Origin of the sequence: Saccharothrix sp. ALI-22-I (genome assembly GCF_001984175.1) — a bacterium.
In the GTDB taxonomy this organism is placed as follows: domain Bacteria; phylum Actinomycetota; class Actinomycetes; order Mycobacteriales; family Pseudonocardiaceae; genus Actinosynnema.
The window spans coordinates 869,485-883,750 of sequence record NZ_MTQP01000068.1 but is presented as its reverse complement, the minus strand read 5'-3'; the positions used below and the strand labels follow the sequence as shown (position 1 = coordinate 883,750).

Here is a 14,266-nt window from a genome sequence, read left to right as displayed (position 1 = left end):
CTAACGGCCCTGGTTGGCTACGGCCTTGATGGCGTCGGCGGCGGCGTCCGGGTCGAGGTACTCGCCGCCCGGCTTGAGCGGCTGGAGCTCGTCGTCCAAGTCGTAGCGCAGCGGGATGCCGGTGGGGATGTTCAGGCCCGCGATCGCCTCGTCGGAGACGCCGTCGAGGTGCTTGACCAGGGCGCGCAGCGAGTTGCCGTGCGCGGCGACGAGGACCGTCTTGCCGGTCCGCAGGTCGGGCACGATCTGGGACTCCCAGTACGGGATCATCCGCTTGACCACGTCCAGCAGGCACTCGGTGAGCGGCAGGTCCGGGCCGAGGTCCGCGTAGCGCGGGTCGGCGTCCTGGCTGAACTCGGTGCCGGGCTCGATCGGCGGCGGCGGGGTGTCGTAGGAGCGGCGCCAGAGCATGAACTGCTCCTCGCCGAACTCCTCCAGGGTCTGCTTCTTGTTCTTGCCCTGGAGCGCGCCGTAGTGGCGCTCGTTGAGCCGCCAGTCCCGGCGGACCGGAATCCAGTGCCGGTCGGCCGCGTCGAGGGCGAGGTTCGCGGTGCCGATGGCCCGCCGCAACAGCGACGTGTGCACCACCTCCGGCAGCACGCCCGCTTCACGCAGCAGCACGCCGCCGCGCTTCGCCTCGTTCACGCCCTTCTCCGAGAGGGGCACGTCCACCCAACCGGTGAACAGGTTCTCCGCGTTCCAGACGCTCTCGCCGTGGCGGAGCAGCACCAGGGTTCCGACAGCCATGTGGGTCAGCCTGCCAGATGCCCCTGCCCTGTTCACGAGGGTGGTCAGTGTGACCTTGATCGGTGCAGCTCCGCCCGGCCCGTTTCGCCCCCGTTTCGGCTTCGTTCCGGCCCGGGAACGGCTCCGGGCCGGATCCCACTGGTCCGGCCCGGAACGAGGTTCGACCGCCGATCAGCCGTTGTTGACGCCGCCGCCTACGCCGCCCAGCAAGCCGCCGAACAGCTCGCTGACGATCGGCAACTTGAGGCCGCCGACGGCCGGCAGGCGGGGGGTGGCCTTCGCCTTGTCCTGCGAAACCGACTTCGACAGCTGCTTGAGCTCCTTGAAATCAGGGTCGGCGTTGGCCGCCGGCGCCGCGAGCAGGACAACGGCCGTGGCGCCGGCCGCGATGGCCAGCCTTCCGAGCATGCGCATGCGTATGTTCTCCGATGTGTGGTGCTGGATTTGCACCCGCCATGGTTGTGGCGCGCCGCCGGTCCAGCACCGACAAGCGGCCGACAACAACACCATCAGGTGGCAACAACACCCCAATCAGGTAAAATTCACCGGTTACCGCGATGCGCCGGCCTCACGAGCGCGGAGGTCCTTGCGGAGGATTTTTCCGGAAGCGGATTTCGGGATGGCTTCGATGAACTCCACCACGCGCACCTTCTTGTGCGGTGCGACCTGGGAGGCGACGAATTCCATCACGCCGGCCGCGTCCAGAGCCGCACCGGGCTGGCGCACGACGAAAGCCTTGGGGACTTCTTCACCCTCCTCGTCGCGCACACCGACAACGGCGGCGTCGGCGATTTCCGGGTGGGTCAACAGCAGCGCTTCCAGCTCGGCCGGCGGGACCTGGTAGCCCTTGTACTTGATCAGCTCCTTGACCCGGTCCACGATGCTGACCAGGCCGTTCGCATCGATCACGCCGACGTCGCCGGTGTGCAGCCAGCCCTCGGAGTCCAACGTGGCGGCGGTCGCCTCCGGGTTGTTCAGGTACCCCTTCATGACGTTCGGCCCGCGGCACCACAGTTCGCCGCGTTCGCCGACGCCGACGTCCTCGCCGGTGGCGGGGTCGATGAAGCGGCACTCCATGTTCGGTGCGATCACGCCGACCGTGCCGACGGAGATGTCGTCGCGGCCGTCCGGGATGGCGTGGCTGACCGGGCTCATCTCGGTCATCCCGTACCCCTGCGACACCCGGCAGCCCAGGCGCTTGGCGACGGTCGCCGCGAGGTCCACGTCCAGTGGCGCGGCGCCGGAGAAGATCGTGTCGATGCCGGACAGGTCGTACTGGTCCACCAACGGGTGCTTGGCCAACGCCACCGCGACCGGCGGGGCGATGTAGACGCGGTCGGTCCGGTGGTCCTGGATCACGCGCAGGAACTCGGGCAGGTCGAACTTCGGCAGCGTCACCACCGTCGCGCCGACGTGCAGGCCGTTGTTCATCAGCACCTGCATGCCGTAGATGTGGAAGAACGGCAGCACGGCGAGGATCTTCGTGGTCCCGTCGACCTTCAGCAGCGGCTGGCACTGGACGATGTTCGCGACCAGGTTCCGGTGCGTCAGCATCACGCCCTTGGCGCGGCCCGTCGTGCCGGACGAGTACGGCAGCACGGCCACGTCCTCGGCCGGGTCGATCGACACCGCCGGCACCGGCTCGGCGTTGGCCAGCAACGACGACAGGCTGGGGTAGCCCTCGGCCTGGTCGAGCACCACCACGTCGGAGATGCCCGCCTTCTCGGCGCCGGGCGCGGCGTTGGGCAGCAGCACGGACACCGTGAACAGCATCTTCGCGCCCGCGTCCGCCAACTGGTGCGCGACCTCGTCCGCCGTGTAGAGGGCGTTGATCGTGGTCGCGGTGGCGCCGGCCCGCAGGATCCCGTGGAACACGACGGCGTAGTACGGGGTGTTCGGGCTGAGGATGCCGACGACGTCGCCCTTGCCGATCCCCTTGGCGGCCAGCGCGGCGGCCAGGCGGTCGATCGCCCCGGCGAGCTGGGCGTAGGTCAGCGACGCTCCCGAGGTGCCGTCGACCAGGGCCACCCGGTCGGCGCGGTCGCCGAGATCGGCGAACAACAACTCGTGCAGCGAGACGTCCGGGACCGCGACATCGGGGAACGGACTGCGGAAGACCATGCGGCTTGCCTCATTCATCCGGAACGGTGATCTCGTCATCGTGAGTCAAGCCACATCGCTGGTCAAGGCAGTCGCTCGGGCCGCTACAGCGTTACTTAACCCGGCTAAGAACACACGAATGGCCTAGCGTCGGCTCTTGTGGTGATCACCGGCGATCTGCCAAGTTGGCAGGGCCTCGCGGGTCGGCTCCCACGCACTCCGACGACCTGCGCGGCACAACCGCGGTTTGCAATCCCCCCGTCGAACCGCGGCCCGCTTGGAAACCCGGGCTCCCCCCGCCCGGATCCACTGCAGCGGGGAATGACGCGGGGCGGCTTGAGCTCGCGACTCCCCCTCTCTCCCAAGCCGCCCCGCGCTCCGCGCCTAAGGCGTGCCCGACCCGGTGGCGGCCGGAACGACCTCGCTCTTGCGGCGACGACGCCACCACAGGTAGACCCACGTGGGCACGCCGAGCACCACGGCGAACGGCAGCACGGCACCCACCACCACCATCAGCCAGCCGAACGCCGTCACCAAGGCCCCCCAGCCACCGGCGAGCGCGTCCAGGAAACCGGCCTTCTCCTCCTCGACGACCGGCACCGGCGCGCCCTGCGACGTGATCGTCACGGTCAACGTCGACATCGCGACCTGACCCTTGAGCGTCTCGTACCGGCGTTGCAACGACTCCAGCTCGGACTGCCGCTTGGTCAGCTCGGCCTCGATCTGGGTGATCTCCGACGTGCTGGACGCCCGGTCCAGCAACCCGCGCACCCGCTCCACGCTGGCCCGCTGGTTGGCGATCCGGACCTCGATGTCCACCACCTGCTCGGTGACGTCCTCGGTGCGCAGCTCGCGCTGGTTGACCTCGACGCCGCCCAGCCCGCCGATCGATTCCAGCACCGCCTCCAGCTTGTCGCCGGGGACGTGGAGCGTCACGGTCGCGTGGTCGAGCTGCGACTTCTCCTGCGCCGAGTACCCGCCCTCGGCGAGGACCAGGCCCTTCACGTCGCGCAGCACGCCGGTGACGTCCGCCGCCCGCAGGTCCATCGTCGCGGTGCGCACGAGCTGCCGGTTCTGCTGCGCCGACGTGCCCGCCTGCTGCCCCTCGCCCGCCGCCTCCAGCTTCGGCGGTGCGACGCCCGGCTGGTCCACCGGCGCGTTCGCCAACTGCCCCGCCGGCTGCCCCGAGTCCGCCGAACCGGACGACGACATGGTCGAACTACACCCGGCCAGCGCCAACACCGCTAACGCGGTCACCGCGAAGCCGGCCACACCCACCTGTCTGCCCATCTGCCCCTCCCTGGTCACGGTCACCGGGAGGACGGGGCGCGGGCTCAACGCAGTTGCGCGAACCCGATCACGATTCGGACACCAGGTGCCGGAACGCCTGGAGGTTGGCCAACGACTCGCCGCGCGAGACCCGCCAATCCCACTCGCGCTGGATGGCGCCGGCGAACCCGATCTCCAACAACGTGTTGAAGTCGCCGTCCGCGGCCTCCACCACCTGCCCGAGCACCCGGTCCAGCTCGTCGGGCGTCACGGCGTGCGGCGCGATCCGGCCGACCAGGTAGATGTCACCGGTGGTGTCGATCGTGTAGTGCACGCCGTAGAGCTTCGCGTTGCGCCGCAACAGGAACCGGTAAACATCCTCATGCGCCTCGTCCGGTTTGCGGCAGACGAACGCCTCCACCACCAACGCGTGCCTGCCGGCCACGAGCCAGCAGTTCGTCTGGAGCTTCTTCGTGCCGGGCAGGGTCACGAAGAACCGACCCGGTCCCTTGCGGTCGTAACGCAGCTCGCGGTCGTCCAAAGTAGACTGAATGACCTCGTCCAGGCCCGATTCCAGTTCGCGGCTCAAGCGAAGACCTCCTCGCGGAACACATCCCGTGCCTCGGCGTACCCGGCGAGGAGTGAATCAGTCGTCCGGTCCCAGGAGAACCTGCGGGCGTGGCCGACGGCGTTGCTGGCCAACTCCTCGCGGCGCGCGGGGTGCAGCGCGATATCGGACAACACACGCGCCCACTGTTCCGCGTCATGGCCGTCCACCAACGCACCGGACACACCGTCACGCACCGCCACCGGAAGCCCCCCGACGGCCGCCGCCACAACCGGCGTGCCACACGCCTGCGCCTCCAACGCCACCAGGCCGAACGACTCGTTGTAGCTAGGCACGGCGACCACGTCAGCAGCCCGGTAAACCTGAGCCAACGCCGCACCGCTCTGCGGCGGCAGGAACCGCACCACGTCCGAGATCCGCAGTTCAGCCGCCAGCCGCACCAGCTCCTCAGGCGTCTTCATGCCCGACCCGGACGGCCCACCCACGATCAACACCACCAGCCGCGACCGCAGCCCCGGATCCCGCACCACCATCTCCGCAGCCGCGCGCAACAGCACGTCCGGCGCCTTCAACGGCTGAATGCGCCCCACGAACGCAAGCACCACCGACTCCGGCCGCAGCCCCAACGCCGCCCGCGCCCCCTCCCGCTCGCCCGGCGCAAACCGCTCCAGGTCCACCCCCGGCGGCACGACCAGCACCTTCCCCGGGTCCGCGTCGTACAGCTTGATCAGCTCCGCAGCCTCGACATCGGTGTTGGCCACCAACCGGTCGGACTCGGCGACCACCTGCTCCTCACCGATCACCCGCATCCGCGGCTCAGGCGTGTCGTCAGCGGCCAACGCCAGATTCTTCACCTTGGCCAACGTGTGCGCCGTGTGCACCAACGGCACCGCCCACCGCTCCCGAGCCAGCCAACCAACCTGCCCGGACAACCAGTAGTGCGAGTGCACGACGTCGTAGTGCCCCGGCTCGTGCCGCGCCTCAGCCCGCAGCACCCCCGCGGTGAACGCACAGAGCTGACCAGGCAGCTCTTCCTTCCCCAAGCCCTCGAACGGCCCCGACACCACGTGGCGCACCTTCACACCCGGCGCGAGTTCGGCAACCGGCGGCAACTCGGACGACGTGGCACGGGTGAAGATCTCCACCTCAATGCCCCGCTGCGCCATCCGCGTAGCGGTCTGCACGATGTAGACGTTCATACCGCCCGCGTCGCCCGTGCCAGGCTGCTCCAACGGCGAGGTGTGCACGGAGAGCACCGCCACCCGCTTCACCGGGAAACCTCCGCCACGAATCCGGCCAGCTCAGCGGCAAAGCGCTCAGGTTGTTCCAGGAACGGCGCGTGTCCAGTGCGTTCGTAACGGCGCAAGTCGGCTCCGGGGATCAGGGCCGCCGCGTACTCCCCAGCGACCGGGTCGACCACCTCGTCGGCGGTGCCGTGCACCACCAGTGTCGGCTTGTCGACCGCCTTCAGCACAGCGGCGCTGCCCACATCACGCCGAAACACCTCGCCACGCACCCTCGGCGGAACGCGCAGAGCCGTCCCGATCAGGCGTTGCACCACCTCACCGGGCAGACCCGGAGACTGATCGCGCCAGAACTCAGCCAACGCGGGCACAGCCACCGCCGGGTCGTCCGACAACGCGCCAGGCAGCGCAGCACGCATCAACTTCCCGATGACACCACCCGGCCGATCGCGGCCGATCTCGGTGATCGCGTCCACCAGCACCAACCCGTTCACCCGAGCCGTGCCGTGCACACGCAAGTAGTCGGCGATCACCAGACCCCCGTAGGACCACCCGACCAACACCGCCGGCCGCCCAACGTGGTCAAGCACCGCCTTCAGATCGGCCGCCCAACACGCCGAGTCCCGGTAACCGCCCTCGGTGACCTCCGAGCCACCGTGACCACGCAGGTCCGGCGCGTAGGAGCGGAACGACCGATCAGGCGCCCACACCTCCCCGGACTGGGCCCACCCGTGCACCAGCACGACCGCCGGGGCATCAACGGGACCCGACTCACGGACCGAGAGCCGGACGCCCTCAGCGTCGAGGAGAGAGTTCTGCACGATCTACAGCAACGCCGCAACCACCCCATCGCTTCCCAATGCAAGCGAATTTGCGCCATGAAGCCCACCACAACGCCCCCGCCACCAGCCCACAAGGCCAGTCAATCCCCCACCGGACCCCTGCCAGCCGCCAGCCGCCAGCCGACGAGGCCACCACCCCCAGCCCACAACAGACCCGCCACCGGCCGACGCGTGCACCAAATCCACCCGGCCCACACCAAACCGCCGTGAGCCGGACGAGACCCCAAACATCACGAAACCCAACCCGCAGCTCACCACATCACAGAGCAGACATCGTCTGCCACTGCGCCCACGGAATCTGCCAGTCGTACCAGTCGTACTGCGCGGGCAACGTCGTGATCGACCCAGTCACCTCAACCGGGTCCCCCACAAGCGCACTGTCGTAGTACGCCTTGGCATCGGCCTCCAACAGATTCGCACAACCATGCGACGTGTTGTTCTTCCCGATGTTGCCCGCGTTGTCGTTGTTCTCGTGGATGAACTCACCGTGGTTGGAGAACCGCACAGCCCACTTCTTCAACACGTTGGTGTACCCATAACGCGGGTTGTCGAAGCTGAACTGCGGGTCCTTCTGCATCACCACGAACGTGCCGTTCGGCGTGGTCAGCTCCGGATCAGCGTCCTTCCCGAACGACGCCGGGTAAGTCGCCACCGTCTGCCCGTCGCGCTGCACCACGAGCTGATGCGACGGCGTGTCGATCTTCACCACCTGGTTGCGACCGATGGTGAAGTCGCTGGTCACGTCCGCGCGACCATAAGCACCGCCGCCATAAGGAACGCCGTAGAGCTTCGCCTCGACGTGGATCTGGGTGTTCGCGGGCCAGTACTTCTCCGGCCGGTAGTGCACCTCACGGGAGCTCAGCCACGCCCAACTCCCCTGCACCCCCGCCGAGTTGGTGACGGTCAGCGCCTTCTCCACGGTGGCCCGGTCGGCGACATCAGCCTCGAATTCGATCTTGATCGGGACCGCGACACCCATCGTCTGGTTGTCACCGGGGAACAGCGTGGCGCGCACCTGCGACGCCGGGTTCAGGGTGGTGAACGCGCCCGTCAGCTCGACCGGCCTGCCGTCGGTGCCGGTGGCCTTGCCCGCGTAGGTGTAGCTCTTGCCGAAGCCCAGCGGCTCGGTGCTCGACCACGACTTCTTGTCGTCGGCGAGCTTGCCCGCCACCGCCTGCCCCTCGGGGTTGGTGACCGTGACCTGGTCGATGGTGCCCTCGGCCACGGTGACCTGCACCGGCACGTTCACCGGCACGTCGGTCGCCCCGTCAGCGGGCGCGGCGGTGAACTTGGCCACCGGCGGGTTGTCGCCCCCGACCGGCTTGGCCGTGCCCTGTTCCACTTTCGCCGAGCAGCCGGCCAGCAGAGCCAGGCCGAGCAGCAGAGCCGCCAATCTCTTGTGCACGTTACGACCTCCCGATCGAAGGACGTTCCACGAGGCTTTCGGTGCGAGTGATGTACATCACACACATAGGATGCTCCTGTGAACCGACCTATCGCAGTCGTGACCGGAGCCAGCGCGGGAATCGGTGAGGCCACCGCCCGCAGGCTCGCCGCCGAGGGTTTCCACGTGGTGCTCGGTGCCCGGCGGGTCGACCGCCTCAAGGTTATCGCGGATGACATCGAGGGCACGGCCGTCGAGCTGGACGTCACGTCCGCCCCGTCGGTCGAGGCGTTCCTGCGAGCCGTGCCCGCCGCACAGGTTCTGATCAACAACGCCGGCGGCGCACGCGGCCTGTCCACCGTGGCCGAGGCCGACGAAGAGGACTGGCGGTGGATGTGGGAGACGAACGTGCTGGGCACGTTGCGGATGACCAAAGGCCTGCTGCCCAAGCTCATCGCCTCCGGTGACGGGCACGTGGTGACGGTGACGTCCGTCGCCGCCTACGAGGCCTACGACAACGGCTCCGGCTACACCTCCGCCAAGCACGCGCAGTCCGCGCTGCACCGGACGTTGCGCGGCGAACTGCTCGGGCAGCCGGTGCGGGTGACCGAGATCCTGCCCGGCATGGTGGAGACCGACTTCTCGGTCAACCGGTTCGACGGCGACGCCGAGCGGGCCGCCGCCGTCTACCAGGGCGTGACGCCGTTGACCGCGGACGACGTGGCGGACGTGATCGCGTTCGCGGTGACCAGGCCGTCGCACGTGAACCTCGACCAGATCGTGCTCAAGCCCCGTGCGCAGGCGTCCGCGTCCCGCGTGCACCGGGAGCAGTGAGCAGGTCCACGTCGAGCTGGTCGAGCACCGGGCCGATGGGGTTGGCGAACCCCCGGTCCGGGCTCCCGCCGCAGTAGAGGCCGACCACGCGGTTGGTGTCGTCCAGCAGGACGGCGCCGGAATCGCCGTGGTCGGCGAACCGCGGCGTCTCGATGCGGATCTGGTCGTGCAGGGTCCGGACGCCGATGCCGACACCGAAGTCCAACGTGATCGCCGCGTCCGTGGACGCCACCACACCTTCGGTGACGGCCGTCGTCCGACCGCGCTTGCGCACCCGTTGGCCGACCCGCGCGTTCGCCTGCCCCGTGACCGCGCCCAACCCCACCACCTCCGGCCGCACGCGCGGCGTGGTGAGCATGATCGCGGCGGCGTCCACCCGACCGGACAACGCGGCCCGCGCCAACGCCCCGACGCGATCGTGCACCGGGTGCCCGCCGTCCACCCGGGACGGGTGCACCATCGGATCACCGACCGCCCAGGCGTCGTCGACGCAGGCCACGTGGAAGGACGTCAACGCCATGGTGAGCTGCCGACGACGCGGCGTGACCAGCGCGCCCAACGTCCCCGCGACCACGTAGTCGTCCACCACCGGGACATACGGCGGCACGAACCGGATCGCCCGACTGGGCCCGATCCCGATCCCGCCCAACAACAACTCATGCCGCTCCGCCCCGCTCACGCCCTCCGGTGACGCGATGGTGTGGTGCGGCCAGAACGAGTCCTCGACCACGTCGGTCGGCACACCCAGCACATCCGACGGGATGGCGAACTGGGCGGCAGCGCCCTTGCGGCGGACGTACACGACGATCGCCAACTCACCGGTCCCCAGGCCGCCGACGACCTTCTCGCCGAGATCGACCCCCACCACGCCGGGCCGGCTCAGGAAGTCGTCCTCAACCAGCTTCTTGATCGGCCTCACGGCCGCGCGCTCGTCGTCCGGGTAGGCCATGACGACCTCCAACGGGTGCCTCTACCTCCATGAAACGCGCGGAGTGAGGATTCGTCACACCCGGTCACCCATTCGGCCCGTTCAGCCCTCGGCCCTCGGCCCTCGGCCCTCGGCATCGACGGAGTCCGCGATCCGGTTCCGGGATCCGGTTCCGGATCACCCCAGCTCGCAGCCCACCAACACCGGTTCCGGTTGCAGCTCCACGCCGAACGCCGTCCGCACCCCGTCACGCACCTCGCGCGCCAGGTCCAACAAGTCCTCCGTCGACGCCCCGCCGCGGTTCGTCAACGCCAACGTGTGCTTCGACGACAACGCCACCCGGCCACCAGGTCCTCGATACCCGCGGGTGAACCCGGCCCGTTCGATCAGCCACGCCGCCGACAGCTTCGAGAACCCGACCCCCGCCGGGTAAGTCGGCACCTCGACCTGCGGCCCCAACCGCTCCGCGATGCGGATCAGCACCCCGGTCAACGTCGAGTCGTCCACCAGCGGATTGGTGAAGAACGAGCCCGCGCTCCACGTGTCGTGGTCGGTCGGGTCCAGCACCATGCCCTTGCCGCGCCGCAGTTCCAGCACCGCCTTGCGGGCCGCGTCGGCCGGGACCCGGGAGCCGGCCGTGACACCGAGCACACGCGCCAGCTCGCCGTACCGGATCGGCGCGGACTGGCCGCCGGCCGTCAACGCGAACCGCGCCCGCAGCACCACCGCGTGATCCGTGCCCTTCAGCACACTGGTCCGGTACGCCAGACCCAAGCCGTCGGCGGGCACCTGGTGCACCCGGCCGGTGCGCCGGTCCAGCAGGTCGACCGACGTCAGGACCTGCGCGATCTCCACCCCGTACGCGCCGACGTTCTGCACCGGCGTCGCCCCGACCAGCCCGGGAATGCCCGACAGGCACTCCAGCCCGCCCAGGCCCTGCGCCACCGCCTCCGCGACGACCGAGTCCCAGTCCTCGCCCGCCTCGACGGTGAGCTGCACGAGACCGTCGCCCAACGGGTCGAGCCGGCGGCCGGCCGTGCCGACCTGCACCACGGTGCCGGTGAACCCGACGTCCGCGACCACCAGGTTCGAACCGCCGCCGAGCAGTAACAACGGCTCGCCGGACGCGTCCAACGCGCGCACGGTCTCGACCAGCTCGGCGGCTGTGCCGGCACGTGTGAACCTCGCCGCGGGGCCACCGAGCCGCAGCGTGGTGCACTCGGCCAGCGGCACACGGGCACTCGAAGGCGGGGTGGTCACGACCGAGAACGGTAGCCTCCGCGACATGGCACGCCGCATCGAGCACCGAACCACGTCCCGCTGGCCCGCGCGGGACGTGTACGCAGCGCTGGTCGACGAGACGTACCTCCGCGACCGCCTGGCCGAACTGGGTGGCACGGACCCGAAGCTGGTCGCCTTCACGACCACCGAGCAGAGCACGTCGTACCAGCTCAGGCAGGGTGTCCCGGCCGACAAGCTGCCGTCGGTGGCACGTGGTCTGCTCGGCGGGGACCTCGTCATCGACCGCGCCGAGTCGTGGACCGAGGCGGGTTACGCGGGCACGGTCGAGGTGATGTTGAACGGCGTTCCGGGCCGCCTGGACGGCACGATCACGCTCGCCGACACCGCGAGTGGGAGCGAACTCACCCTCACGGGTCAGGTCAAAGTGGGCATCCCGCTCATGGGCGGCAAGCTGGAGACGATGATCGCCGAGCAGGTGGCCCTGCTGCTGGACAAGGAAACCGAGTTCACCGCCGAATGGCTCGCACGCCGCGCCTAGCCGCGGGCCGGGCGCGTGCGCTCGGCCTGCCCACGAGAGGCACCACCAACCCGAACCGCCTGCGCCGGGTCGACCGGTGGGTGACACACACCTACCGCGACCTGCTGTCCCATGCAGAACCGCTGGTGGTCGACCTCGGCTACGGGTCGTCCCCGATCACCACGGTCGAGCTGGCGCAGCGGCTGCGCAAGGTCAACCCGGACGTCCGCGTGCTCGGCTTGGAGCTGGACGCGGAACGGGTCGCCGCGGGCAAGGAGGTCGCCGACCCGCCGCGGCTGGACTTCCGGCGCGGCGGGTTCGAGCTGGCCGGCGCCCGCCCGGTGCTGCTGCGCGCGTTCAACGTGCTGCGGCAGTACACCGAGGAGCAGGCGGCGGAGGCGTGGGACACCATGGTCGGCCGGCTCGCGCCGGGCGGGGTGCTGGTGGAGGGCACGTGCGACGAGATCGGCCGCCGCTGCTGCTGGGTCGCGTTGACCGCCGACGGGCCGCAAACGTTCACCTTGTCGTGCCTGCCCGCCGACCTGGAAACCCCGGGTGACCTGGCCGAACGGCTGCCGAAGGCGTTGATCCACCACAACGTGCCCGGTGAGAAGGTGCACGCCCTGCTGAGCGAGTTGGACGCGTGCTGGGCGACGTCCGCGCCGTTCGCGCCCTACGGGCCGCGGGCCCGGTGGGTGGAGTCCGTGCGGCTGCTCGCCGAACGCGGCTGGCCGGTGCTGGACGACCGGAAGCGCTGGCGGATCGGTGAGGTCACGGTGCGCTGGGACGTCGTGAGTCCCTAGGCTGTGCGGAGTGGACCACGCGGACTTCGTGAAGCACTTAAGGACCGAGTACGCGGCTCTCCGGGCCGCAGCGGTGGCCGCCGGGCCGGACGCGGAGGTGCCGACCTGTCCCGGGTGGATGGTGAAGGACCTGGTCGACCACCTGGGGCTGACGCACTCCTGGGCGTTGCGGGCCCTGCACACGGCGCCGGACGCCGAGCGGCCACGTCCCGACGATCGTCCTTCGGATTGGGACGAACTGCTCGGCTGGTGGGACACCAAGTTCGCCGAGCTGGCGGACACACTGGCCGACACCACGTCGAACACGCCCGCGTGGACGTTCATCGGTCCCAAGACCTTCGGCTTCTGGTCCCGCCGGCAGGCGCACGAGACGGCGATCCACCGGCTGGACGCCGAGCACGCGTTGCACGGCGCGGCGGTGCCGTCGCTGCTGTTCGACGTGGAGTTCGCGGCGGACGGCGTGGACGAGTACCTGACCCGGATGCTGGTGCGCGCCGCTCAGCTCAAGCCGATCGAGCGGGCGGGCCGGGTGCTGTTCCACGCCGCCGACGCCGGTCGGGCCTGGGAGGTCCGGCTCACGCCCGGTCAGCCGCCGGAGGCCGGTCCGATCACCGATTCGGCCACCCACGAGGACGCCACCGTCGCGGGGACAGCCGACGCGCTGTACCGGGCGGTGTGGGGACGGCCCAGCGGGGCCATCACATCGGGTGACAGGTCACTGCTGGACGGGCTGCCGCGACCGTAGATACTTCCGTCGTGCCTCTGCCTGAACGACGCTACGTGATCACCTTCGGCTGCCCGGACCGCACCGGGATCGTGGCCAGGATCTCCTCGTTCCTGGCCGAGCACGGCGGGTGGATCGTCGAGGCGGCCTACCACACCGACCCGACGACCAACTGGTTCTTCACCCGCCAGGAGGTGCGGGCGGACTCGCTGCCGTTCGACGTGGACGAGCTGCGGACCCGGTTCGCCGAGGTGGCCCGTGACCTGGGCGCGCACCCCGGTTCGTGGCGGGTCACCGACACCGGTGAGCGCAGGCGCGTGGTGATCCTGGTGTCCCGGGAAGGGCACTGCCTGTACGACCTGCTGGGCCGGGTGGCGTCGCACGAGCTGGACGTGGACGTGTCGGCGGTGATCGGCAACCACACCGACCTGGCCGGGATCACCAGGGCGCACGGCATCCCGTTCCACCACGTGCCGTTCCCGGCGAGCGACCCGGAGGGCAAGCAGGCGGCGTTCGCGCAGCTGCGGCAACTGGTGGACGTGCACGAGCCGCACGCGGTGGTGCTGGCGCGGTTCATGCAGATCCTGCCCGCCGAGTTGTGCGCGGACTGGGCCGGGCGGGCGTTGAACATCCACCACAGCTTCCTGCCGTCGTTCGTCGGGGCGCGGCCGTACCACCAGGCGCACAGCCGGGGCGTGAAGCTGGTCGGCGCGACCTGCCACTACGTGACCGCGGACCTGGACGAGGGCCCGATCGTGGAGCAGGACGTGATCCGGGTGGACCACACCGACTCGATCAACGACATGGTGCGCAAGGGCCGTGACATCGAGAAGGTCGTGCTGGCCCGCGGCCTGCGCTGGCACCTCGAAGACCGGGTGCTCGTGCACGGGAACCAGACCGTCATCTTCTAGGCCTCTTCCAGGCCTCTTCTGGGCGTTTACCAGGCGTTTCGCCGGCCCGAATCCCTCTTCTTCAGCTGACCCCCGCGGTCCTGAGCGTTGAACTCACCGGTCCTGAGTGTTCGACTCTCGGCACCTGAACGTAGGACGCTCGCGAGAGTCCTA

15 protein-coding genes are annotated in these 14,266 nt (G+C 69.7%); 5 read left to right on the top strand and 10 right to left on the bottom strand.

Features of this window, described 5'->3' with window-relative positions; all coding sequences use genetic code 11:
• The 8 genes from ALI22I_RS41025 to ALI22I_RS40990 form a co-directional block, all read right to left on the bottom strand.
• Nucleotides 1-747 carry a phosphoglyceromutase gene (locus ALI22I_RS41025; protein WP_077010923.1) on the bottom strand — a complete coding sequence of 249 codons (747 nt, stop codon included), beginning with the start codon at nt 745-747 and terminating at the stop codon, nt 1-3.
• A gap of 171 nt (nt 748-918) precedes the next feature.
• Complete coding sequence (locus ALI22I_RS41020) at nt 919-1,161, bottom strand: hypothetical protein (RefSeq protein WP_077010922.1); 243 nt, start codon at nt 1,159-1,161, stop codon at nt 919-921.
• 135 nt (nt 1,162-1,296) lie between these two features.
• Nucleotides 1,297-2,868 (bottom strand): 4-coumarate--CoA ligase family protein, encoded by a 1,572-nt coding sequence (locus ALI22I_RS41015; RefSeq protein ID WP_077010921.1) that lies wholly within the window; start codon nt 2,866-2,868, stop codon nt 1,297-1,299.
• Between the two features lie 363 nt (nt 2,869-3,231).
• Complete coding sequence (locus tag ALI22I_RS41010; protein ID WP_077011210.1) at nt 3,232-4,137, bottom strand: DUF4349 domain-containing protein; 906 nt, start codon at nt 4,135-4,137, stop codon at nt 3,232-3,234.
• A 67-nt stretch (nt 4,138-4,204) separates the two neighbouring features.
• Nucleotides 4,205-4,705, bottom strand: a complete 501-nt coding sequence (locus ALI22I_RS41005; RefSeq protein WP_238598803.1) for a YbjN domain-containing protein — start codon at nt 4,703-4,705, stop codon at nt 4,205-4,207.
• A complete protein-coding gene (gene mshA, locus ALI22I_RS41000) occupies nt 4,702-5,955 on the bottom strand; it encodes a D-inositol-3-phosphate glycosyltransferase (protein WP_179118520.1) in 1,254 nt (417 codons plus the stop codon). The genes ALI22I_RS41005 and mshA overlap by 4 nt, the downstream gene beginning before the upstream one ends.
• A complete protein-coding gene (locus tag ALI22I_RS40995) occupies nt 5,952-6,749 on the bottom strand; it encodes an alpha/beta fold hydrolase (RefSeq protein WP_077010920.1) in 798 nt (265 codons plus the stop codon). The genes mshA and ALI22I_RS40995 overlap by 4 nt, the downstream gene beginning before the upstream one ends.
• A 280-nt stretch (nt 6,750-7,029) precedes the next feature.
• On the bottom strand, nt 7,030-8,175 hold the full coding sequence (locus ALI22I_RS40990) for a L,D-transpeptidase (RefSeq protein WP_077010919.1): 1,146 nt from the start codon (nt 8,173-8,175) through the stop codon (nt 7,030-7,032).
• A gap of 78 nt (nt 8,176-8,253) precedes the next feature.
• Between ALI22I_RS40990 and ALI22I_RS40985 the strand changes: the two genes are divergently transcribed.
• Entirely contained in the window at nt 8,254-8,988 is a 735-nt protein-coding gene (locus ALI22I_RS40985) for an SDR family NAD(P)-dependent oxidoreductase (RefSeq protein ID WP_077010918.1), read from the top strand.
• Here the strand turns inward: ALI22I_RS40985 and ALI22I_RS40980 are convergent.
• Both ALI22I_RS40980 and ALI22I_RS40975 read right to left on the bottom strand, forming a co-directional pair.
• Nucleotides 8,939-9,937: a hypothetical protein gene (locus ALI22I_RS40980; RefSeq protein WP_077011207.1), complete on the bottom strand. Its 999-nt coding sequence runs from the start codon at nt 9,935-9,937 to the stop codon at nt 8,939-8,941. The genes ALI22I_RS40985 and ALI22I_RS40980 overlap by 50 nt on opposite strands.
• 156 nt (nt 9,938-10,093) lie before the next feature.
• Nucleotides 10,094-11,203, bottom strand: coding sequence for a UDP-N-acetylmuramate dehydrogenase (locus tag ALI22I_RS40975; RefSeq protein WP_077010917.1), 1,110 nt, complete (start codon nt 11,201-11,203; stop codon nt 10,094-10,096).
• Between ALI22I_RS40975 and ALI22I_RS40970 the strand changes: the two genes are divergently transcribed.
• Genes ALI22I_RS40970 through purU form a run of 4 tightly spaced genes read left to right on the top strand, consistent with a single transcriptional unit; the run spans nt 11,202 to nt 14,113 of the window.
• Entirely contained in the window at nt 11,202-11,696 is a 495-nt protein-coding gene (locus tag ALI22I_RS40970) for a DUF2505 domain-containing protein (protein WP_077011206.1), read from the top strand. The genes ALI22I_RS40975 and ALI22I_RS40970 overlap by 2 nt on opposite strands.
• The gene (locus ALI22I_RS40965) at nt 11,675-12,478 is read left to right on the top strand and encodes an SAM-dependent methyltransferase (RefSeq protein ID WP_077010916.1); all 804 of its coding nucleotides are present in this window, start codon (nt 11,675-11,677) and stop codon (nt 12,476-12,478) included. Before ALI22I_RS40970 ends, ALI22I_RS40965 begins: the two co-directional genes overlap by 22 nt.
• Before the next feature lie 28 nt (nt 12,479-12,506).
• A complete protein-coding gene (locus ALI22I_RS40960; protein WP_077011205.1) occupies nt 12,507-13,223 on the top strand; it encodes a maleylpyruvate isomerase family mycothiol-dependent enzyme in 717 nt (238 codons plus the stop codon).
• An 11-nt stretch (nt 13,224-13,234) separates the two neighbouring features.
• Nucleotides 13,235-14,113: a formyltetrahydrofolate deformylase gene (gene purU, locus ALI22I_RS40955; RefSeq protein ID WP_077010915.1), complete on the top strand. Its 879-nt coding sequence runs from the start codon at nt 13,235-13,237 to the stop codon at nt 14,111-14,113.
• Nucleotides 14,114-14,266: the final 153 nt, after the last annotated feature.